Source organism: Streptomyces sp. BA2, assembly GCF_009769735.1.
Classification (GTDB): Bacteria; Actinomycetota; Actinomycetes; order Streptomycetales; family Streptomycetaceae; genus Streptomyces.
The window spans coordinates 2,975,363-2,996,329 of the sequence record NZ_WSRO01000002.1; the positions used below are offsets into that span (position 1 = coordinate 2,975,363).

Annotated in this window: 17 protein-coding genes; 12 read left to right on the forward strand and 5 right to left on the reverse strand. The window is 70.7% G+C overall.

Features of this window, described 5'->3' with window-relative positions; genetic code table 11:
- Window positions 1-122 precede the first annotated feature (122 nt).
- Window positions 123-1,262 carry a haloacid dehalogenase-like hydrolase gene (locus E5671_RS16155; protein WP_160504682.1) on the forward strand — a complete coding sequence of 380 codons (1,140 nt, stop codon included), beginning with the start codon at window positions 123-125 and terminating at the stop codon, window positions 1,260-1,262.
- A 7-nt stretch (window positions 1,263-1,269) separates the two neighbouring features.
- Here the strand turns inward: E5671_RS16155 and E5671_RS16160 are convergent, their stop codons facing one another.
- From E5671_RS16160 to E5671_RS16170, 3 genes are all read right to left on the reverse strand, one after another.
- Window positions 1,270-2,613 carry a DUF2252 domain-containing protein gene (locus E5671_RS16160; RefSeq protein ID WP_160504683.1) on the reverse strand — a complete coding sequence of 448 codons (1,344 nt, stop codon included), beginning with the start codon at window positions 2,611-2,613 and terminating at the stop codon, window positions 1,270-1,272.
- A gap of 157 nt (window positions 2,614-2,770) precedes the next feature.
- A complete protein-coding gene (locus E5671_RS16165; protein ID WP_160504684.1) occupies window positions 2,771-3,691 on the reverse strand; it encodes an alpha/beta hydrolase family protein in 921 nt (306 codons plus the stop codon).
- A gap of 69 nt (window positions 3,692-3,760) precedes the next feature.
- Window positions 3,761-4,066, reverse strand: coding sequence for a hypothetical protein (locus tag E5671_RS16170; RefSeq protein WP_160504685.1), 306 nt, complete (start codon window positions 4,064-4,066; stop codon window positions 3,761-3,763).
- Between the two features lie 250 nt (window positions 4,067-4,316).
- Between E5671_RS16170 and E5671_RS16175 the strand changes: the two genes are divergently transcribed.
- From E5671_RS16175 to E5671_RS16195, 5 genes are all read left to right on the forward strand, one after another.
- On the forward strand, window positions 4,317-4,685 hold the full coding sequence (locus E5671_RS16175) for an arsenate reductase family protein (RefSeq protein ID WP_202121140.1): 369 nt from the start codon (window positions 4,317-4,319) through the stop codon (window positions 4,683-4,685).
- A 155-nt stretch (window positions 4,686-4,840) separates the two neighbouring features.
- Window positions 4,841-5,311: a hypothetical protein gene (locus E5671_RS16180; protein ID WP_160504687.1), complete on the forward strand. Its 471-nt coding sequence runs from the start codon at window positions 4,841-4,843 to the stop codon at window positions 5,309-5,311.
- Window positions 5,312-5,492: 181 nt separating this feature from the next.
- Entirely contained in the window at window positions 5,493-6,512 is a 1,020-nt protein-coding gene (gene glnII, locus E5671_RS16185) for a glutamine synthetase (RefSeq protein WP_160504688.1), read from the forward strand.
- 330 nt (window positions 6,513-6,842) lie between these two features.
- Window positions 6,843-7,421 carry a winged helix-turn-helix domain-containing protein gene (locus E5671_RS16190; RefSeq protein ID WP_160504689.1) on the forward strand — a complete coding sequence of 193 codons (579 nt, stop codon included), beginning with the start codon at window positions 6,843-6,845 and terminating at the stop codon, window positions 7,419-7,421.
- 102 nt (window positions 7,422-7,523) lie between these two features.
- Window positions 7,524-8,519 carry an NAD-dependent epimerase/dehydratase family protein gene (locus tag E5671_RS16195; protein ID WP_160504690.1) on the forward strand — a complete coding sequence of 332 codons (996 nt, stop codon included), beginning with the start codon at window positions 7,524-7,526 and terminating at the stop codon, window positions 8,517-8,519.
- 143 nt (window positions 8,520-8,662) lie between these two features.
- On the opposite strand, the gene E5671_RS16200 is transcribed toward E5671_RS16195, so the two are convergent.
- Complete coding sequence (locus tag E5671_RS16200) at window positions 8,663-10,852, reverse strand: MMPL family transporter (RefSeq protein ID WP_202121141.1); 2,190 nt, start codon at window positions 10,850-10,852, stop codon at window positions 8,663-8,665.
- A 230-nt stretch (window positions 10,853-11,082) separates the two neighbouring features.
- Between E5671_RS16200 and E5671_RS16205 the strand changes: the two genes are divergently transcribed.
- From E5671_RS16205 to E5671_RS16215, 3 genes are all read left to right on the forward strand, one after another.
- A complete protein-coding gene (locus E5671_RS16205; RefSeq protein ID WP_160504691.1) occupies window positions 11,083-12,354 on the forward strand; it encodes a sensor histidine kinase in 1,272 nt (423 codons plus the stop codon).
- Window positions 12,339-12,989 carry a LuxR C-terminal-related transcriptional regulator gene (locus tag E5671_RS16210; protein ID WP_160504692.1) on the forward strand — a complete coding sequence of 217 codons (651 nt, stop codon included), beginning with the start codon at window positions 12,339-12,341 and terminating at the stop codon, window positions 12,987-12,989. The genes E5671_RS16205 and E5671_RS16210 overlap by 16 nt, the downstream gene beginning before the upstream one ends.
- Before the next feature lie 86 nt (window positions 12,990-13,075).
- Entirely contained in the window at window positions 13,076-14,587 is a 1,512-nt protein-coding gene (locus E5671_RS16215) for a DUF1996 domain-containing protein (protein ID WP_160504693.1), read from the forward strand.
- A gap of 30 nt (window positions 14,588-14,617) precedes the next feature.
- On the opposite strand, the gene E5671_RS16220 is transcribed toward E5671_RS16215, so the two are convergent.
- Window positions 14,618-15,112: a hypothetical protein gene (locus E5671_RS16220; protein WP_443032629.1), complete on the reverse strand. Its 495-nt coding sequence runs from the start codon at window positions 15,110-15,112 to the stop codon at window positions 14,618-14,620.
- A gap of 111 nt (window positions 15,113-15,223) precedes the next feature.
- On the opposite strand from E5671_RS16220, the gene E5671_RS16225 reads away from it, so the two are divergent.
- The 3 genes from E5671_RS16225 to E5671_RS16235 all read left to right on the forward strand — a co-directional run bounded on the left by E5671_RS16225 (window position 15,224) and on the right by E5671_RS16235 (window position 20,966).
- Window positions 15,224-18,349 (forward strand): alpha-N-acetylglucosaminidase, encoded by a 3,126-nt coding sequence (locus E5671_RS16225; RefSeq protein WP_160504694.1) that lies wholly within the window; start codon window positions 15,224-15,226, stop codon window positions 18,347-18,349.
- A gap of 184 nt (window positions 18,350-18,533) precedes the next feature.
- Window positions 18,534-19,028 carry a tetratricopeptide repeat protein gene (locus tag E5671_RS16230; RefSeq protein WP_160504695.1) on the forward strand — a complete coding sequence of 165 codons (495 nt, stop codon included), beginning with the start codon at window positions 18,534-18,536 and terminating at the stop codon, window positions 19,026-19,028.
- 21 nt (window positions 19,029-19,049) lie between these two features.
- Window positions 19,050-20,966, forward strand: a complete 1,917-nt coding sequence (locus E5671_RS16235; protein WP_443032630.1) for a hypothetical protein — start codon at window positions 19,050-19,052, stop codon at window positions 20,964-20,966.
- Window position 20,967 lies beyond the last annotated feature (1 nt).

The following is a 20,967-nucleotide window of genomic DNA, read 5'->3' on the forward strand; positions in this document are numbered from 1 at the left end:
CGCGCAGAGGTCCCATGCCCGTTCCGTCCGGTGATGTCGATCATGGGAATCTGCCGCCTGACCTCATACGATGACCCGCCGCTCCGGACGGGGCGCAGACCGCTCTCAGGGGGCACAGAACCATGGCAGTAAAGGCAAAGGGCAAGCTGGCCGTCATCGGCACGGCGGGCGCGCTCACCGCGGCCGTACTCGCGGGGACGGCGCTCTGGCCGAGCACGGACGCGACGGCGGCGGACGCCTCCGCGAAGACGGCGCACGCCGCCAAGGCCTCGGCCGAGCTGAAGCACTGGCCGAAGCCGGTCGCGAAGAAGCTGGGCAAGGTCATCGCGAAGAACGAGGACAAGGGCGCGTACGCCGTCTTCGACGCGGACAACACGACGTACCGCAACGATCTGGAGGAGTCCCTCCTGCCCTTCCTGGAGATGAAGGGGGTGCTGACCCGCAAGTCGATGGACCCGTCGCTGAAGATCATCCCCTTCAAGGACACGGCGAAGCACAAGGAGAGCCTCTACAGCTACTACAACCGGCTCTGCGAGGTCGACGACCAGGTCTGCTACCCGTGGGCCGCGCAGATCTTCTCCGGCTTCACGCTGAAGGAGCTCAAGGGGTACGTCGACGAGCTCCTCGCCCACGACAAGCCGATTCCCGCCGAGTACTACGAGGACGGGAAGCTGACGAAGACCGAGGTCAAGACGCCCGAGTTCTTCACCGGCATGCAGGAGCTCTACAAGTCGCTGCGGAGCCACGGCATCGAGGTCTACGTCGTCAGCGCGGCCAGCGAGGACCTCGTACGCATGGTCCTCTCCGACCCCAAGTACGGCTACGACGTGAAGCCCGAGAACGTCATCGGTGTCGGCCTGCAGCTCAAGGACCGCAAGACGGGCGAGGTCACCAGCTCCCGCAAGGAGATCGCGGAGGGCCGCTTCGACGAGAAGAAGCTCGCGGGGCGTGAGCTGACGCCGAACCTGTGGGCGCCGCTGACCTGGTACCAGGGCAAGCCCGCGGCCATCAGCACGTACATCGACGAGTGGAAGAAGCCCGTCCTGGTGGCGGGCGACACCCCGAAGAGCGACGGCCCGATGCTGTTCCACTCGGCGGACGTGAAGCACGGCGGGGCGCGGGTCTGGGTCAACCGCAAGGACGACTACATGAAGGAACTGGACGGGATGAAGCGCAAGAACGCCGACCGGCAGCGGGAGCTCGGCCAGCAGGTGACCGCGGACAAGCAGTGGCTGACGGTGGTCCCGGACGAGATCCGCTAGTCGGTCGCTAGTCGGTCCCGGTGGCGGCGTTGACCAGGCCGGAGGCGATCGCCTCGGTCAGCGCCGCGTGGTCCTCGGCGTTCTGCGCGGTGTAACGCAGGGCGAAGTCCGCGACCGCCCGGTCGAACGTGTCGGAGCCGCCCAGGTAGGCGGCGATGGCTATGCGGTCGCCGGAGCGGGCGTGGGCGCGGGCCAGGGCCGTGCCGCAGAGGCGGGCGTAGGAGCGCAGTTCCGCGGGGGACATGGCCTCCACGTCCGCGGAGCCCTTCATGTCGCGCAGCTGACGCCAGTAGAAGGCGCGGCCCTGGGGGCCCGTCATCCAGCCGAGGAAGATGTCGCTCGCCGCCTGGAGGAGGCGCTGGCCCGCGACCACGCGGTGGCCGGGGTGGACGTACGGCCCTGCCGGGAGGTGCTCCTCGACGACCGAGCGGACCGCCTCCTTGATCTGGAGGAAGAGCGGGTCCCCGGCGTCGCGCCCGGCGAGGAGCACGATGAAGCAGCGGGTGCCGACGCTGCCCACTCCCACCACCTTCCGCGCCGCGTCCACGAAGTGGTAGCGGTCCAGGAGGAGCCGGCGTTCCTCGGAGAGCGTGGAGCGGTAGTCGCCGAAGATCTTGCGCACCGCCGCGAGGTCCGGGGCGCCGACGGGTTCGAGGAGCGGGGGGTCGTGGATGATGCGGCGGACGCCGTTCACCTCTTCGGTCAGCTTGCCGAGCGCCTGGAGGCTCGTGCGGCGGCGGGCCCGGTCGAGGGTGGTCGACGCGCGCTCGCGGTGGCGGGTGGAGCGGATGAGGGGCAACAGGTCGTGTGCGTCGGTCCGTTCGTACCAGACCGCCAGTTCGCCGAGTCCGGCAAGACGTCTCATCGACGCGCGGTACGCCGCCACCGCCGCGAGGCACGCCTCGCGTGTCCCGCGCTCCGGGTGGCCGTTGTCGCGGGACGCCACGGCGATGCTCGCGGCCAGGCGTTTGACGTCCCATTCGAAGGGCCCGGGGCAGGTCTCGTCGAAGTCGTTCAGGTCGAAGAGCAGGGCGCGTTCCGGGGAGGCGAACAGGCCGAAGTTCAACAGGTGGGCGTCGCCGCAGAGTTGGACGGTGAGGCCGGTGGGCCACTGGACGGCGAGGTCTCCCGCCATGACGGCGGCGGCGCCCCGCAGGAAGGCGAAGGGTGAGGCTGCCATACGGGCGTACCGGATGGGCAGCAACTCCTGGACGCGTCCCTCGCCCTGCCGCTCCAGGACGGCCACCGGGTCGGCGCGGTCCGCGGAGGGTATCCACGCCCCGTGCGAGGAGCGGGAGGCACGCTTGCGGGCGGCCTTGCCCTGGCGGGCGCGCTCGTCCGGAGTGGTCATCGCCCTCGCCCCTCTCCGTCGGCGGCTCCCGGCAACAGCCTCCCCCTCAGGAGCAGCCAATGCCGCCACTGGCGCGTACGCATGCCGGGTACGCCGAACGGGTGACTCTTGGTGACCCGGCACGAGGCGTACCGGTGGTGCCGGTTGTGCCGGGATCTCAGCTTCCGCCCGCCACCGCCCACGCCGCCACCCTCTTGGCCAGCGCTCCGCCCGCCCGCGTCCACACGAAGTGGTCGAGGCGTGCGCCCGCTTCCCGCACGGAGTACCGCAGGCGGGTGACGCGGGCCGCCGGCACCTTGCCGACGAGGTGGTCGAGGGCGGCTGCCGGGGCCCAGGTGTCGCCCTCGACGGAGACCGCGAGGACGGGCAGGGTGAGGGTGCGCAGGGCCGCCTCGTAGTCGTGCGGGGAGCCGGGGGACGAGTAGCGGCCCGTCCGCCCCTGCCGTGCCCAGTCCCGCATGACTCCCTTGGGCTGGTTGCCGCCGAAGCCGAGCCGGGTCCCGGGCCACCGGCCGAGCAGCGTCGACGTGGCCGCGGCGAACAGCTCGCCGATGAGCAGCAGGGGCCCGCGCAGGGGGCCGTACGCCCGGAACCAGACGGAGCCCGAGGCGACGAGGACTACTCCGTCGACGCCGGGCCCGACGCCCAACGAGGCGTGCACGAGACCGAGTTGGCCGCCCATGCTGTGACCGAGGAGGTACAGCGGGGGCTCCGGGCCCAGTTCGGCGCGTATCGCCTCGATGACCGCGGCGAGGTCCTGCTCCACGATGGTGCGGTAGCCGTGGTCGACGGCGTCCGCGTCCGTCACCCGCGGGGTGCTCTCCCCCTGGCCCCGCATGTCCACGGTCAGGGCGGTGAGCCCTTCGGCGTGCAACTGGCGTGCGAACGCGCGGTAGTAGCGGGCGGGGGTACCCATGGCGGGGAGGATCAGGACGGTTGGCGCGGGGCGGGGCGAGGCGTCGCTGCCTCTCATCCCGCGAACGGGAAACCTCGCCCCGTCCGGGAGTTGGGCGGTGACGAGCAGCGGCAGCTCGTCCGCGGGCTCCTGCTGGGCGGGGGCGGATTCCGGCTGAGTCATGCGCCCAGCATGAACCACGCGTACGGGCAGGGGCGTTGGGCCCCCACCCGCACGCGTCCGCGCGGCAGCTCAGCGGCTGTACCTCATCAGGGCGCGCACCATATGGCAGGTGATGTCCGACGGCGGATGGATTCCCACGTCCTCCGCCATGCTCCGGATCCTGGTGTTGTTGGCTTGGTTCGGCAGATAGACGCCCGAGTCGAGCAGGGCTATCGCCAGGCGCATGGCCTTCAGGCGCCGGTTGTGCGTGATGTACCACTCGCGCGGCCGTCCGGCCGGGAGCGGTCGCTTCTCCAGTGGTGCGTACGTCGCGTCGATGAACACGGGCCGGGAAGCGTTGCGCTTCGACTTCGATGTGAGTGCGGCAGCGGGCACAGGCATCCTCCTGTCGCGGTCAGGAACCCCCGTCGGGAACCCTCGAACACTGCTTCTAGTTTACTGCCCGGCACTGACATCCAGGGAGTCCACAACCCTGGCCAAATGGCCAGGTGAGCAGGGGATTTACTGCCGTGACACGCCAGGTCCGCGAGGTGCGTGTGGGGCGCCGACATATTCGAACAGCCGCTCCCCGGGAGCGGGGACGACCAGACGCGTTCACCGGTGGGTCGCGGGTAGCGTGTGCGGTATGGAGATCTGGATCAATCCCGCCTGTTCGAAGTGTCGTAGCGCGCTCACGCTGCTCGATGCGGAGGGCGCCGACTACACCGTTCGTCGCTACCTCGACGACGTCCCCTCCGAGGACGAGATCCGGGCCGTCCTGGAGCGGCTCGGGCTTGAGCCGTGGGACATCACGCGGACCCAGGAGGACGCCGCCAAGGAGCTGGGTCTCAAGGATCGCGAGGCCTGGCCGCGCGATGCCTCAGGACGCGACCGCTGGATCACCGCGCTCGCCGAGCATCCCAAGCTCATCCAGCGGCCGATCATCACCGCCGACGACGGCACTGCGGTGGTGGCGCGCACGGAGGAGGCGGTACGGGACGCGCTGTCCCGGTAGCCGCCGGGCGCGGCGCAGCTGGCCGCGGACGACCGGAGATGACTGCCGAACGATGAGTCATCTCCGGCGAACCGTTACATATGCCTCCATAGCGTTGGGCACTCCACACGCCGCCGGCCGGACGGCGGATCCGGGAACGGACAAGGAGTGCTCCCTTGCGGAACCTGATGTTCGGAGGTGTATACGGCACCATCCTGGCGAGCGCGCTGGTCGCGGCGCTGCACTCGGGGAAGCAGGCCTACACGCCCTACTACGACGCGGCCTGGATCATGGTGACCGCGGGCACGGCCGCCCTCGCGCACGGATACGCGCACCACATGTCCACGCACCGGCCAGGATCGGGCCTGCACCGTTGGCGGCAGCTGGCATGGGAGCTCATGGACGAGTGGCCGGTGGTCGTCGCCTGCTGGCCCACCGTGGGGCTGCTCGTGCTCGCCGGGGCCTTCGGCTGGCCCGAGGCCCCCGTCACCTACTCCGCGCTCCTCCTGAACGCGGCCCTCCTCCTCGGCTGGGGCACCTTCGCCGCGCTCCGGGCGGGCTACCGGCGGCGCTCAGCCGTGCTGCTCGGCGCGGCGGACGCGACGATCGGGCTGCTGATCGCGGCGGCCAACGCCGTCATCAAGTGAGGTCCCCTGGGCGCGAAGGGACGCGAAGGGGCGTGAAGTGAGCCACATCCATCCCAGGTAACACGGGGTTCACATTCGAGCAATGGACGGGAAATCGCGTGTTGGCAAGCTGCGCGGCATCACCACGGCACCGCAGCACCCGCACGTTCTGCGCCGTACCGAGCATTTAAAGGATGGCCCCGTGACCTTCAAGGCTGAGTACATCTGGATCGACGGCACCGAGCCGACCGCCAAGCTCCGTTCGAAGACGAAGATCATGACGGACGGCGCCGAGCTCCCGAACTGGGGCTTCGACGGATCCAGCACCAACCAGGCCAAGGGTCACGCATCCGACCGCGTGCTCAAGCCGGTCTTCACCTGCCCGGACCCGATCCGCGGCGGCGACGACGTACTCGTCCTGTGCGAGGTCCTCAACACGGACATGACGCCGCACGAGTCCAACACGCGTGCCGCGCTCGCCGAGATCGAGGAGCGCTTCGGCTCGCAGGAGCCGATCTTCGGCATCGAGCAGGAGTACACCTTCTTCGAGGGCGACCGCCCGCTCGGCTTCCCCGTCGGCGGCTTCCCCGCCGCGCAGGGCGGCTACTACTGCGGCGTCGGCGCGGACGAGATCTTCGGCCGTGACGTCGTCGAGGCGCACCTGGAGAACTGCCTCAAGGCGGGCCTCGGGATCTCCGGCATCAACGCCGAGGTCATGCCCGGCCAGTGGGAGTTCCAGGTCGGCCCGCTCGCGCCGCTCGAGGTCTCCGACCAGCTGTGGATCGCCCGCTGGCTGCTCTACCGCACCGCCGAGGACTTCAACGTCTCCGCGACCCTCGACCCGAAGCCGGTCAAGGGCGACTGGAACGGCGCCGGCGCGCACACGAACTTCTCCACCAAGGCGATGCGCGAGGGCTACGACGCGATCATCACCGCCGCCGAGTCCCTCGGTGAGGGCTCGAAGCCGATGGACCACGTCAAGAACTACGGCGCGGGCATCGACGACCGCCTCACCGGCCTGCACGAGACCGCCCCGTGGAACGAGTACAGCTACGGCGTCTCCGACCGCGGCGCCTCGGTCCGCATCCCGTGGCAGGTCGAGGTGGAGCAGAAGGGCTACATCGAGGACCGCCGCCCGAACGCGAACGTCGACCCGTACGTCGTGACGCGGCTGCTCGTCGACACGTGCTGCACCGCCCTGGAGAAGGCCGGCCAGGTCTGATCCCGCGCATCCATGACGTCCCCGGAGGGGGCGCCCGCCGAACCGGTGGGCGCCCCCTTCGGCTTGGGAGCCCGGAGGGCCCTTCCATCTGCTTCAATGGGGTCATGGTCATGGGCAGCTACGAGAACACCGCGACAGGTCGTCACCACGACCTCGAGCCGTTCTGGCCTTCCCGTCAGCACCATGATTTCGACCGGGTGTGTTGCCGCGCGATGAACGCGCAGGCCCTCTAAAGCCGTTCACCCGGCCTTCGCCTGACGCGCACGACGTACGTACGTCCTCGACGACTGAGACGACTGACGACTCCTCCGCGCGAAAGAGCTGACTTTCATGGCGAACTCCCGTTCCTTCTCGGCCTCCACCGCTTCCACTGCAACCGCCACCGCCGCGCCGCTGACCAGCCCCGGCCGGGGGCGGCTGCGAGCCGTCGCCCCGGACGAGGTGGCGCAGATCACCGACTTCCTGCCGCCGGGCGCGACCTGGCTGCCCGCGCCCCAGCACACGCTGCCCACGCTGCCGGGCCAGCCGCCGATGATCGGCTACCTCGTCCTCGTACCGGCCGGGCAGGAGCCGGTGGCCGCCGCCGCACCCGAGCCCGAGCCTGTGCGGGCCTCCGGCGGGCCCGTGTGGATCGACCCGGTGCAGCGCGCGGCGCAGGTCGACGGCCGCCCGCTCGACCTCACGTACCTGGAGTTCGAGCTGCTCGCGCATCTCGTCGCCCATCCCCACCGGGTGCACACGCGCGACCAGTTGGTGACGACGGTGTGGGGGTACGGGCACGTGGGCGACGGGCGCACCGTGGACGTCCACATCGCGCGGCTCAGGCGCAAGCTGGGGGCCGAGCACCGCCAGACGATCCAGACGGTGCGACGCGTGGGCTACAAGTACGCACCGCCGGCGTCCCGTTGACCCATGACGCCCCGCTGACCTGAGGGTTCCCGGGCGGGGCCGGCGTCTGCCGGTAGCAGAACCCGGTTCCCCCGGCGGCTCATGGCGTGCAGAGTCTTGGGCATGAGACTTCTGATGCTGGGTGGTACGCAGTTCGTGGGACGGGGTGTCGTCGAGGCGGCGCTCGCGCGTGGCTGGGAGGTGACGGTCTTCCATCGCGGGAACCGCGAGGCACCCGCGGGCACGGTGTCGCTGCTCGGTGACCGTACGGCGGAGGGCGGCCTCGACGCGCTCGCCTCCTTCGACGGCGAGTGGGACGTCGTCGTCGACACCTGGTCGGGGGCGCCGCACGTCGTGCGCGAGTCGGCGCGGCTGCTCGCGGGGCGGGCCGGGCGCTTTGTGTATGTGTCGAGCGGGTCCGTCTACCGGTATCCGGGGGTGGCGGGTTCGGACGAGGACTACCCCCTGGTCGAGGGGGACCCCGACGCGGATTCGGTGGCGTACGCGGAGAACAAGCGTGGCGGGGAGCTCGCGGCCGTGGCGGAGTTCGGGGCCGAGCGCACGGTGCTCGCCCGCGCGGGGCTGATCCTCGGCCCGTACGAGAACGTCGGGCGGCTGCCGTGGTGGCTGAACCGGGTCGCGCGGGGTGGTCCCGTACTGGCCCCGGGGCCGAAGGAGTTGGACCTTCAGTACATCGACGTGCGGGACCTCGCGGAGTGGGTCCTAGACGCCGCCTTCGCGGGTCTCCACGGCCCGTACAACATCATCTCCCCCATCGCGCACACCACGATGGAGGAGTTCCTCAAGGCATGCGTGGCCGTGGCGGGCGCGCCCGACGCGGAGCTGCGGTGGACCGATCCCTCGGTGATCGCCGAGCACGGCATCGAGCCGTGGTCGCAGCTCCCCGTATGGCTCCCGCCGGGCGAACTGCACGACACCATGCACCGCACGTCGACGGAGAAGGCGGTGGCCGCGGGGCTCAGGGCGCGGCCCGTCGCGGAGACGGTCGCGGACACGTGGGCCTGGATCCAGTCACTGGGCGGGGTGCTCCCGCAGCGGCCCGAGCGGGGGGCGCAGGGGCTCGACCCCGAGGTGGAGGCGAAGGCGCTGGGCCTGTAGCGGGAAATGCGAGGCGGCCGGGCTGGGTATCTCCAGCCCGGCCGCCCCGCAAGGGGCGCGGGGCTGTTACATATGCGGCTCCGCCGCGCGGGCGCGACCAGCCCCCACCTGCCCGCAGGCGACCCCACCTCCCAACGCAGCACCTACATCGTGGCCGACGGAACCGGCCGGGGGGCCGACTGCTCAGGTGCCACCGGCTCCCCGTGCGAGATCTCCGGCAGCCAGGAAAGCCAGCCCGGCGTACGCCAGTTCCGCTCGCCCAAGAGCGTCATCAGGGACGGCAGCAGCACCATCCGTACGACCGTCGCGTCCAGCAGGACCGCCACGCCGAGGCCCACGCCCATCTGCTGCATGTCCTGCATGGACAGGGTGCCGAAGACCGCGAAGACCGCCACCATGATCACGGCCGCACCCGTCACCGCACCCGCGGTCCGCGTGATGCCCTCGCGGATCGCCGCGCGGTTGTCCAGGCCGCGGTCCCGCGCCTCACTGATCCGCGAGACCACGAACACGTGGTAGTCCATCGACAGGCCGAAGAGGACCACGAGGACGAACAGCGGCATCCAGTTCTCGATCGCCCCCACCTGCTCCGAGCCGATCAGCTCCGCGCCCCAGCCGTGCTGGAAGACCGCGGTCATCACGCCGTAGGCAGCGCCCACCGAAAGGAGGTTGAGGGCGATGGAGGTCACGGCGATGACCACCGAGCGGAAGCTGAAGAGCATCAGCAGGAAGGTCACCGCGGCGATGAAGGCGAACACCGGCACGATGCCCTTGCTGAGCTGGTCGCTGAAGTCCTCGGACGATGCGAGGTCGCCGCCGACGTACGCATCCGCGGCCAGGCCGTCGAAGGCCGCGGGGACCACCTCGTCCCGCAGCTCGCCCAGCGCCTCCTTGGACTTCGCGTCACTGCCGTCACCGGGCAGCGGTACGTCGATCTGGGCCACGCCCGCGCTCTTGTGGACGGTGAGTTCGGCGCCCTTGCCCGCGTCCCGCACCACCGCGGCCAGCGCGTCGCGCATCTGCTTCGACTCGATGCCGTCCGCGTCGTCCGTCTTGACGACCACCTGGGCAGGGGCGGGGCCGCCCGGGAACTCCTCGGTGATCTCGCGGAACGAGACCGACAGCGGGGCGTCCGAGCCGAACTGCTTCTCCAGGCCCAGCTGTTCGGTCTTCATGCCGAGCGCGGGCGCCGCGAGCGCGAGGAGCAGGACCGCCGAGCCGACGGCGAAGAGCTTCGGCTTGGCGAGGACGGGGCGAAGGAGCTTGCCCGCGATGCCGCCGCTCGCGTGCGCGCCCTTCTTGCCCTTGCGGTTCAGGAACGGGATGCGCCCCGCGTCGATCCGGTCGCCGAGCGCGGAGAGCAGCGCGGGAAGCACCGTCACCGAGCCCAGCATCGCCACGCACACCACCAGGATCGTGGCGACCGCGAAGCCCTTGAAGAGCAGAAGCCCGGACAGGAACATGCCCGCCATGGCGACCATCACCGTCAGGCCGGAGACGAGGACCGCCCGCCCGCTGGTGGCGGCCGCGATCCGCAGCGCGGTCTCGGCGTCGCGTCCCGCCGCCCGCTCGTCCCGTTCGCGCCGCAGGTAGAACAGGCAGTAGTCGACGCCGACCGCGAGCCCCATCAGGAACATCACCGAGTACGTCGTCTCGAAGAGGTGCAGCTGGTGGCTGGCGAGCGAGAGCAGGCCGAAGGCCGCCACGCACGCGGTCAGCGCGAGCCCGACCGGAAGGAGCGCCGCGACCACGGCGCCGAAGGCGACCAGGAGAATGCCGAGGGCCAGCGGCACAGCGGTGAACTCGGCCCTGGTGAGGTCGTCCGAGAGCAGGTCGCTGAGGTGCTTCTCGGAGCTGGCGTCCCCGAACTGGTAGACGGAGATGCCCTTCCCCGCACCCTCGTCCTTCGCCTTCTGCACCGCGTCGAGCACCGGCTGCACGCGGTCGGCCGCGTCGTCGGACGCGCCCTTCATCTCGAATCGGAGCAGCGCGTCCTTGCCGTTCTCGGAGGGCAGCGGCGCCTGCATCTCGCGAGTCTCGCCGGTCGCGGTCAGCGCCTTGGAGAGGTCACTCGCCGCGTCCCGCCAGCCGTCCGCCGACTTGGAACTGACCATGACGAGCTCACCCGCGGGCTCCTCGACGCCCGCGTCCTGAAGGATCGTCGCGGCCCGGCCCGAGTCGCCGACCCCCATTTCGTCGTCGGACGCGGTGACCATGCCCGAGGCCCCGCCGATGGTCGTGGCGAGCACGACGAAGAGCAGCCAGCCGAGGATGGCCGTCTTTCGGTGGTGTGCGCTCCACACACCGAGTCGTGCCGCGAGGTTTGGCCTCATGGCGTTTCGCCCCCATAAGTAAGCATTGGATAAGCCGGTTGATGACGTGGACAACGCTAGAAATCCGGGGCCCGCCCACCCAGCCGCCGAAGCCCCCACTGCCCGAAGCACAGGGCGAGGTACGGGGGTGTCGTCAGGTACACCCCCGCTCGGGTGCCGGGCCCAATGACCCGCGCCGATCCCGGCGGCGAGAATGTGTTCATGACGCTTGAAGAGATGGGGATCAGAAAATGACGAGGGTCCGTGAATCCGTGATCGCGGGAGCCCGTGGGCTCTACCTGGCGGTCGTCACGCTCGCCGGTTCGATCACTCTCTTCGTGCTGTCGGTCCTTTCGATCGCCTTCATCCTGCTCGGCATCGGCGTCTTCACGACTCCGGTGGTCCTGACCGCCGTACGCAAGTGGGCGGACCTGCGCCGCGCCCAGGCCGGCGCCTGGTCGGACGTACGCATCCCGTCCCCGTACCGCCCCTTCCCCGCTGACCTGCGCAGGGGAGTCACCGGGCAGGTGGAGCGCACCTCGCTGATGCTCAAGGACCCGGCGACCTGGCGGGATCTCCAGTGGCTGCTCGTCGACATGACCGCCGGTTTCGTCACGGTGATCTTCGCGCCCGCGCTGCTGCTCTACATGGTGTACGGCTACGTCCTCGCCCTCGGCGTCTGGGAGCCGATCTACAACGCGGGCGGCGGCGAGTGGTACGGCTTCATCCACGTCACCTCGCAGTCCACCGCCAACATGGCGGCCCTGCTCGGCACCGCGCTCGGCATCACCGGCATCTTCGCCAACCCTTCGATCGTGCGCGGCCACTTCCTCCTCGCCCGGACGCTGCTCGCGCCCACGACGTCCATGCGGGAGCGTGAACTGGCCCGGCGCGTCGACCGGTTGACCGAGACCCGGCACGACGCCGTGGACTCATCCGCCGCCGAACTGCGCCGCATCGAGCGCGACCTGCACGACGGGGCGCAGGCCCGCCTGGTCGCGATGGGTATGGACCTCGGCACCATCGAGGCGATGATCGAGAAGGATCCGGCGAAGGCCAAGGAAATGATCGCCAAGGCCCGGCAGAACTCCGGCGAGGCGCTGACCGAGCTGCGCGACCTGGTCCGCGGCATCCACCCGCCGGTGCTCGCCGAGCGCGGCCTCGGCGACGCGGTGAAGGCCCTCGCGCTGCGGCTTCCGGTACCGACCGATGTGGACGTGGAGTTGTTCGGCCGGGCCGACGAACCGGTGGAGTCGGCGGCGTACTTCGCGGTGAGCGAGGCCCTGACCAACACCATCAAGCACGCGGGCGCGGACCGCGTCTGGGTGGACATCCACCACGCGGAGGGCATGCTGCGCATCGCGGTCACCGACAACGGCAAGGGCGGCGCGGCCATCGGGGCGGGGTCCGGGCTGAGCGGGATCGAACGCCGGCTCGGTACATTCGACGGCGTACTGGCCGTCAGCAGTCCCGCGGGCGGCCCGACCATGGTGACCATGGAGATCCCTTGCGAGTTGTCCTAGCCGAAGATCTCTTCCTGCTGCGTGACGGCCTGGTCCGGATGCTGGAGGCATTCGACTTCGAGATCGCCGCCGCGGTCGAGACCGGGCCCGAACTCACCAAGGCCCTGGCCGAGTTGGAGCCGGACGTCGCTGTCGTCGACGTCCGGCTTCCGCCGTCCCACACGGACGAGGGACTGCAGTGCGCGCTCGCCGCGCGGCGGGCACGGCCTGGACTGCCCGTGCTCGTGCTCTCCCAGCACGTGGAGCAGCTGTACGCGCGCGAGCTGCTCGCCGACGGGAACGGCGGGGTCGGCTATCTCCTGAAGGACCGGGTCTTCGACGCCGAACAGTTCATCGACGCCGTACGCCGGGTCGCGGCCGGCGGCACCGCGATGGACCCGCAGGTGATCCAGCAGCTCCTGTCGCGGCGTTCGGCGGACCAGCCGCTCGGCAAGCTGACGCCGCGCGAGCGCGAGGTGCTCGAACTCATGGCGCAGGGACGGTCGAACGCGGCGATCGCGGGCGAGCTCGTCGTGACGGAGCGGGCGATCGCCAAGCACACGTCGAATATCTTCGGGAAACTGGACCTTTCGGTCTCGGACGACGACAACCGGCGCGTTCTCGCCGTACTCGCCTATCTGGATCAAGGGCGCTGAGCGCAGCACAGAGGACCGGCGGAGGAATTGGCGGGGAATTCCGCGCGTGATTGAACGGGGCGGACGCCTGTTGCGTACGTAGTCCCATGGGACGCACACCACGACGCACATCACGAAAACGATCAAAACTCGCCGGGCGCGCGATCGCCGCCTCGGTGGCTCTCATCCTGGGCGGCGGCGGAATGGTCGCGGTGAATGTCTACGCGAACGCCGGGGAAAGCTCCGGTTCGCCGTCCGCCAGAACCCAGGCCGGCGAGCAGGGCGGCGGTCCGGGGGTGGGGATGGCCACCATCAGCTGCCCGGACGTGGGCACCCAGCTGTCGGACGTGCCGGACGGCGCCCGCGAGGACGTGGACCGGCGGCTCGCGGAGCTGGACACCCAGATCACCGCCGCCTACGAGAAGTTCGCCGACGCGGAGAACACCGAGCAGGCCGAGGCAGTGCTCGGGCCGCTCGAGGAGCAGCGGCGGCCGACCATCGAGGGCATCGGCTCCTCCATCGACCAGGCGGGCGGACAGCCGCCCCAGGGGATCGACGGCATGGCGCCGTGCACCATGCGGGCCGACGACTCGGCCGGGCAGCAGCCTGGGCAGGACGGGGACGGCGGGCAGCAGCCTGGGCAGGACGGCGAACAGCCGCCCGGTGACGGCGACGGGGGCGAGCAGCCGCCCGGCGACGGTGCCCAGCAGCCTCCGGGCCAGCAGAACGGCAACGGCCCCGAGGCCGGCGACTTCGTCGACATCGAATCCATCCAGCCCAACGTCAACCGCCCCGACAAACAGCGCGGCGCGTCGCGCGGCACCTTCACCACGAAATGCGGGACGAACGAGAACGGCAAGTTCAATCCGGACAATGTCATCGCCGCGCCCGGTGTGAGCAATGGCGCTCACCATATGCACGATTACGTCGGAAATCAGGCCACGGACGCTTTCTCCGGTGACGACGATCTCGCGAACGGCGACACCACGTGCCGGAACCAGGGGGACAAGTCCACCTATTACTGGCCGGTCCTGAGGCTGCAGAACGGAGAGGACGAGAACGACGCCGACGCGGACGGCGGCGGCAAGGACCAGAATGTCGGCCAGATCCAGACACCGACCTCGGTCACGCTGAAATTCGCCGGTAATCCGACGGGCAAGGTCGTCGCGATGCCGCGCTTCCTGCGCATCATCACCGGTGACGCCAAGGCGCTGACCAACGGTGACGCGAACGCCAACGCGTCCTGGAGCTGCACCGGCTTCGAGAACCGTCAGCTGAAGGACAAGTATCCGATCTGCCCCGAGGGCAGCCAGGTCGTCCGGACGTTCAATTTCCAGAGCTGCTGGGACGGCCAGAACACCGACAGCGCCAACCACCGTACGCATGTGGCCTTCGCCGACGCGGAGAGCGGCGCGTGCCCGCAGGGGTTCAAGGCCATTCCGCAGCTGGTGCAGCGCATCGTGTACGACGTGCCGCCAGGGCCGGGATTCGCCGTCGACTCGTTCCCCGAGCAGCTGCACAAGCCGATCACCGATCACGGTGACTTCATCAACGTCTTCGACGAGGGACTGATGAACCGCATGGCCAAATGCATCAACAGCGGTCAGCGCTGCAACTGAGCCGCGCTGACCCCCCGTACCGCTGCGCGGTCAGCTCGACTGGTGACCGGAGTGGCCCGAGTGCCCCGGGCCCGAGTCCTCGTGATCCCCACCACCGCTACTCCCCGAGTGGTGCGAGGACTTCTCCACCGTCCCACCGAGCCGGCCGCGCAGCCGCATGACCACCTTCTCGTCGCCGACCGCGATCCACTTCTCGCCGACGAGGTACGTGCCGCCGTAATCTGCCGCCTCGTCGAACCATTCGGCCTGGCCACGGGCATTTGTAAAGGTTACTAGGACGTAGCGGCGGGCACCTTTGTCACAGGTGGCCTGCCGCAGTTCGGCCGCGTCCGTCTGGATGTCCGGCTTGCATCGCGCCTTGGCCGCCAGCTGCTCCAGGCTTCCGCTCGCCGTGTCCGGCGGCGCGTCGTCGCCGTCGGAGCCGCATGCCACAAGGATCATCAGCAGTCCCACACCCATGCCCGTACGCATGCGCCCCCGCATGCCCCTGCCTGCGCCCGCAAGCGGCTTTCGCGCTGCCTTCATCGTCCCACCAGTCCCTTCAGGCGAGGTGAACTCGCCATCTCCGTATGCACCGTTGAGCGCACGACGCCACGCGGATACCGTGCGCCGCACCATTCGACCCAGGGGGTACACATGTCCGTTCCATCCCGACGTTCCGTGCTCGGCACAGCCGGGGCCATCGGCCTCGGTGCCGCCATCGGCGGGGTGGCGGTTCCATCCCACGCCGCCGACGGGCCCGTCCAGGGCCCCGTCCTCGCCCTCGATACGGATTCCGCGCGCTCAGCGCTCAACAGACTCCTGCCGCATCACGCGGAACAGTTCCGTCTCAGACTCGTCCCCGCGAAGGGCGGCGCGGACCGTTTCCGGGTTTCGGGCACGACCGGGCGCATCGATGTGTCCGGTACGACGCCCGCCGTGCTGCTCACCGGGGTCCACTGGTATCTGAAGTACGTCTGCGGAGCCCATGTCGCGTGGAACGGCAGCCAGCTTGACCTGCCGCGCGGGCTGCCCGCGCCCTCGCGCCCGCTGGAGCGGTCCACATCGCTGCCGCACCGGTTCGCCCTCAACGACACGAACGACGGGTACACCGCGCCGCACGCCGACTGGGCGTACTGGGAGCGGATGATCGACGTGCTCGCGCTGCACGGCTGCAACGAGGTCCTGGTGATCGCGGGGGCGGAGGCCGTCTACCACCGGGTTCTCCAGGACTTCGGCTACAGCGACGCGGAGGCGCGCGCGTGGCTGCCCGCGCCTTCGCACCAGGCGTGGTGGCTGCTGCAGAACCTTTCGGGGTACGGAGGGCCGCTGTCGCCCGAAGTCATCGCGGACCGGGCCGAGCTCGGTCGCAAGATCGTGGACCGGCTGCGCTCGCTGGGGATGGCGCCGGTGCTTCCCGGCTACTACGGGCACGTCCCCGACGGGTTCGCGGCACGCAACGGCGGGGACGCGCGGGTGGTGCCGCAGGGCACCTGGCACGGGTTCAAGCGGCCCGACTGGCTCGACCCGAGGACCTCGTCCTTCGCGAAGGTCGCCGCTTCCTTCTACCGGCACCAGGAGCAGCTCTTCGGGGCCGCCGAGAACTTCAAGATGGACCTGCTGCACGAGGGCGGCACCGCGGGGGACGTGCCGGTGCCGGACGCGGCGCGCGGCGTGGAAGCGGCCCTGCGCAAGGCGCGCCCCGGTGCGACCTGGGTGATCCTCGGCTGGCAGGCCAATCCGCTGCCCGAGCTGCTCGACGCGATCGACCGGCGGCGGATGCTGATCGTGGACGGGGTCTCCGACCGGTTCACTAGCGTCACCGACCGCGAGAAGGACTGGGGCGGCACGCCCTACGCGTTCGGGACCATCCCGAACTTCGGGGGCCGTACGACGATCGGCGCCCGCGCCCACATCTGGAACGAGAAGTTCTTCGCGTGGCGGGACAAGGGCGGCAGCGCGCTCGTGGGCACGGCGTTCATGCCGGAGGCGACGGACCGGGACCCGGCCGCCTTCGAGCTCTTCTCCGAACTCGCCTGGTCCAAGGACAAGTTGGACCTGAAGTCGTGGTTCGACGGATACGCGGGGTTCCGCTACGGCGGCCGTGACTCCGACGCGCTGCGCGCCTGGCGGGCGTTGCACGACACCGCCTACCGGCACACCGCCATCGAGCGGAGCGACCCGCACGACTCACTGTTCGCAGCCCGTCCCGACCTGGCGGCGAACCGCGCCGCCGAGTACGCGCCGAGTGCGCTGACGTACGACCCGGCCCGGTTCGACGCGGCGTTCGCCGGGCTCCTCGGGGTACGTGGAGGGCTGCGGGGCAGTGCCGCGTACCGGTACGACCTGGTGGACGTGGCCCGGCAGGCGCTCGCACACCGGAGCCGGCAGTTGCTGCCGCAGCTTCGGACCGCGTACCGCCGCAAGGACGCGGACACCTTCCGTGCGCTGTCGACGCTGTGGCTGCGGCTGATGCGGCTGTCCGACGAGCTGACGGGAACCAACTCGGCTTTCCTGCTCGGCCCTTGGGTGGAATCGGCGCGGAGGATGGGGACGAACGACGCCGAGCGGGCGGAGTTCGAGCGGACCGCCAAGGTGCTGATCACGGTGTGGGGCGACCGGGCGACGTCCGACGGCGGGAAGCTGCACGAGTACGGGAACCGTGAGTGGTCAGGACTGATGGCCGACTTCTACGTGCCCCGCTGGCAGAGGTGGCTCGACGAGCTGGCCGACGCGTTGGCCGCGGGGCGTGAGCCGCGGGCGGTGGACTGGTTCGCGGTGGAGGAGCCGTGGACCCGGGAGCGCAAGGACTATCCCCTGCGGGGAATCGGCGACCCGTACCGGACCGCTTCACGCGTACATGACGTGCTGGCCCGAGCGCCCTACCAGGGGTCCCTGGAGGTCGTCGCCGACCCGCCGTCGCTGCCGCCCGGCGGGCACGCACGCCTGGAGGCGGTCTTCCGCAACGTCAACGGGCTGCGGGCCACGGGCCGCGTCGACTTCCGGCTGACCGGCATCGACGCGGAGCCCTCCGGCCCGGTGTCGCTGCCCCGGGTCGCCCCCGGGGGCACGGGCAAGGTGGCGTGGCGGGCGAACGCGCCGGGAACGCCACTGGACCGTCCGTTGCGGCCGCATCCGTACGAGATCGAGGTGCGGTACGGGCCTGCGGGCGAGCGGCGGGTCGAGGCCGTCCACGAGGGCGTGCTGTTCGAGGCGGGGCCGGTGGGCGCGGGCTGGAAGAAGTACTCCAACAACGCGGCGGTCTTCGGGGAGTTGAACGGCCGCTACGCCATCAACGGAGCGGGCGCGGACCTGTGGAAGGGCACGACGGAGTTCGGCACGCTGTACCGGGAGGGCGCGCTGCGCGGCGGCGTCTCGGTGACGGTCCGGGTCGACGCCCAGGCGGTCACGGGCCCCTGGGCCAGAGCGGGCCTGATCGCACGCAACGCGATGGAGGTGCCGGGCTCCCCGGGCTTCCTCAACCTCGCGGTCACTCCGGCGAACGGGGTGGTCATGTCGTACGACACGAACGGCGACGGAACCCTGGACACGTACAAGCGCATCACGGGGATCAAGGCACCGATGCTGCTGCGCCTGGAGCGCGCGGGCAACGCGGTGACGGGCTCGTGCTCGACGGACGACGGGGCCGGCTGGCGGGTGGTGGCGAGTGTGCCGGTGCCGGGGGTTGCGGCGGCGCAGGACGTGGGCCTGTTCATGAGCGCGACCAATGGCGGCGACGGGGAGCGGGGGACGGTGGAGTTCAGCGGGTGGAGGGTTGCCTGAGGGTCCCCTGCGGGGCTTTGGCGAGGGGCGGGTGCCGGGCAGACATACCGGCACCCGCCCCCTCGCGCGCGCTGCCGGCTGCGGCTGTTCGCTGGTCGCTGCGGGGCAATCGAGTGGGTGGGCGGGAAAGGCCTGTTCGGTGGAGTCACCGCCCGGCACGGTAACCCCGTGCGAAAGTGTGGCCATGGATATTGCGTGGGAGCAGCGGTTGGCCGAGGCGTGGGCCACGGTCGAGGAGTACGACGACGACCGGGGCGAGGAGTTCCGGAAGGTCATCGACGCGTTGGTCGAGGAGTTGCCGGACGGCAGTCCCGTCGCCCCCTTCGAGCGCGCCTGCGCCTTCGACTCCACGGGGCACTCCGACCGCGCCGTTCCCCTGTACCGCGAGGCGCTGGAGCGGGGTCTCGACGGATACCGGCGGCGCCGCACCGTGATCCAACTCTCCAGTTCGCTGCGGAACACCGGGCACCCGGAGGAAGGCGTAGCACTACTCGAAGCCGAACTCGACGGCCCGAGCGACGAGTTGGACGATGCCGTACGCGCCGTCCTCGCCCTCTGCCTCGCCGGCCTCGGCCGCGAGCGTGAAGGTCTCGCCCTCGTTCTCGGCGCCCTCGCGCCCCATCTCCCGCGGTACCAGCGGTCGATGGGCAACTATGCTCGAGAGCTCACAGACGGGTGACCATCCGACGATTCGCTCGTTTTGCTGAACGTGTCGTCGAATGTGAAGTCCCCCTCCCCGCCCCATGATCTCTCCGGCGTCGTCGATGTCGAGCAGGCCGAGGCCGCCCTCGTCGAGCACTACCCCCGCCTGGTGCGGCTCGCCTACCTGGTGTTGCCGCCCAGCCTCGGGCGCAACCGGCGAGTCCTGACCGCCCACGCCCTGACCCAGCGCGCGCTGCCCCGCAGTCGCAGGTCGGGCGATGCGGAGGTCGTCCCGGAGCAGCGCTCGGGGAACGGGCGGGGCAGCGACCCCGGGTACGCGTACGTACGGCTGCGCGTCGTCGGCACGGCGCTCGACGCGGGGCTTCCGCTCCGGCGGAAGGCCTGGCCCAAGCGCGCGCAGCTGCCGCCGCTGCTGCCGCAGGTCTGGGGCCTGAGGCTCTTCCCGCGGTCGGGAGGCGCCGACGAACTCGCCCTCGACCAGGAGCTGTCCGCGCTCTCGGGCGCCGCTCGGGCCGCCTTCGTGCTGCGCGGCCTCGAACGCCTCCCCGACGGCGACGTACGCAAGGTGCTCGCCGCCGCCGGAGTCGACGAGCCCGCGGCAGCGCTGGCCGAGGCCGACGGCGTGGACGCGGCGTACGAACTGCTCAGGTCCCCCGAGTTCGACCCCTGCTCGCTCCAGGCGCGGCCCACCGATCTGATGCGCCGCAGGCAGCACATGAAGGCCGCGGGCGTCGCGCTCGCCGCGGCCCTGGTCTGCGGGGCGCTGCTCGGCCTGCCCGGCGACGGGTGGGGTCCCGACGGGGCCGCCGCGCCCGCGTACGCGATGAATCCCGCGGGCCAAGCCGCCCTGGATCCAGACCAGTTGACGAAGGTCGCGGCCAGTACGTGGAAGAAGTCCGCCCGCGCCGACTTCTCCGTGTGGCCCGCAAGGGGCGCGCTCATCGACGACGACGCCCTGCTGCGGCGGGCCCTGGCCGTCTGGGCACGCCCCGGCGGATCGGTCCAGGTCTCCGCGACGCCGGGCACAGCGGCGGGCGCGCCTCCCGGGCCCGCGCAACTGCTCTTCGCCGGCGAGGTCGACGCGGCACGGGTCGTGCTGCTGTACGACGGACTGCGCATCGTGCGGTACGCCGAGCCCAAGGAGGGCACCGGCGGAGCCGCGCTCGACTTCGCGCGTGTGGACGGTGCGACCAGCGCCGAGGCGGGAGCCCTGATCGTCAGCCGCGTCGACGGCAACGTCCGGTACCTGACCGCGCCTTGGGTCGGCGGAGTCGCCGTACGCGACCTGCTGAAACCCGAGGGGAAAGCCGACGCCCTGAAGCGGGACGGCGACGGTGTCACGGAGCCCCTCGCCAGTCCGGCGCAGGCCCGCGCGTGCACCTCGTGGAACGCCCTGCAGCTGCGGGACGAGAGCGGGGTGAACCGTCTCTCCACCGACCTCGGCGAACTCGTCCCCGCCCATCTCACCGCGGGCCGCCCGCAGGCTCCGCGCGAGGCCACGGCCGCGAACTGGTCGTCGGCCGCCTGCTCGCTCGCCGACGCACGCTCGAACGGCGTGCGGTCCGTGAACTCCTGGCAGTACGCGCGTCAGGCACTGCCCGAGGCGAACGGCTCCGCGGCCTGGCTCTGCACCCGGGCCGACACGTGGCGGGGCGACGGAGGCCGGGCACTCGCGCAGTTCCAGGCGGCGGGCGCGGCCGCGGTCGCGGCGAAGGCGGAGGACTCCGCGGCGTGCGGTGCGCGGGAGCCTTCGGTGCTCGCGGGAGTGCGGTGGAAGTCCCGGGGCGGGAACTGGTACCTGCTGGGAGGCGGCAGCAAGGACGTCGTCTCGCTCAGGGCGTCCGGCGGTTCGCAGACCCCCGGCAACACCGTGGCCGCGCCCCTGAAGCAGGGCGCTCGCGCCGGGCTCACCGGGCGGCTCGCGGACGGCACGAAGGTGTCGACGCTGCGTTGAG

Coding starts and splice junctions, on each gene's coding strand:
- E5671_RS16175 (WP_202121140.1), top strand. CDS start 4,317: ATGGAGATCTGGATCAATCCCGCCTGTTCGAAGTGTCGTAGCGCGCTC.
- E5671_RS16220 (WP_443032629.1), bottom strand. CDS start 15,112: ATGAAGGCAGCGCGAAAGCCGCTTGCGGGCGCAGGCAGGGGCATGCGG.
- E5671_RS16190 (WP_160504689.1), top strand. CDS start 6,843: ATGGCGAACTCCCGTTCCTTCTCGGCCTCCACCGCTTCCACTGCAACC.
- E5671_RS16165 (WP_160504684.1), bottom strand. CDS start 3,691: ATGACTCAGCCGGAATCCGCCCCCGCCCAGCAGGAGCCCGCGGACGAG.
- E5671_RS16155 (WP_160504682.1), top strand. CDS start 123: ATGGCAGTAAAGGCAAAGGGCAAGCTGGCCGTCATCGGCACGGCGGGC.
- E5671_RS16160 (WP_160504683.1), bottom strand. CDS start 2,613: ATGACCACTCCGGACGAGCGCGCCCGCCAGGGCAAGGCCGCCCGCAAG.
- E5671_RS16200 (WP_202121141.1), bottom strand. CDS start 10,852: ATGAGGCCAAACCTCGCGGCACGACTCGGTGTGTGGAGCGCACACCAC.
- E5671_RS16215 (WP_160504693.1), top strand. CDS start 13,076: ATGGGACGCACACCACGACGCACATCACGAAAACGATCAAAACTCGCC.
- E5671_RS16225 (WP_160504694.1), top strand. CDS start 15,224: ATGTCCGTTCCATCCCGACGTTCCGTGCTCGGCACAGCCGGGGCCATC.
- E5671_RS16230 (WP_160504695.1), top strand. CDS start 18,534: ATGGATATTGCGTGGGAGCAGCGGTTGGCCGAGGCGTGGGCCACGGTC.
- E5671_RS16195 (WP_160504690.1), top strand. CDS start 7,524: ATGAGACTTCTGATGCTGGGTGGTACGCAGTTCGTGGGACGGGGTGTC.
- E5671_RS16205 (WP_160504691.1), top strand. CDS start 11,083: ATGACGAGGGTCCGTGAATCCGTGATCGCGGGAGCCCGTGGGCTCTAC.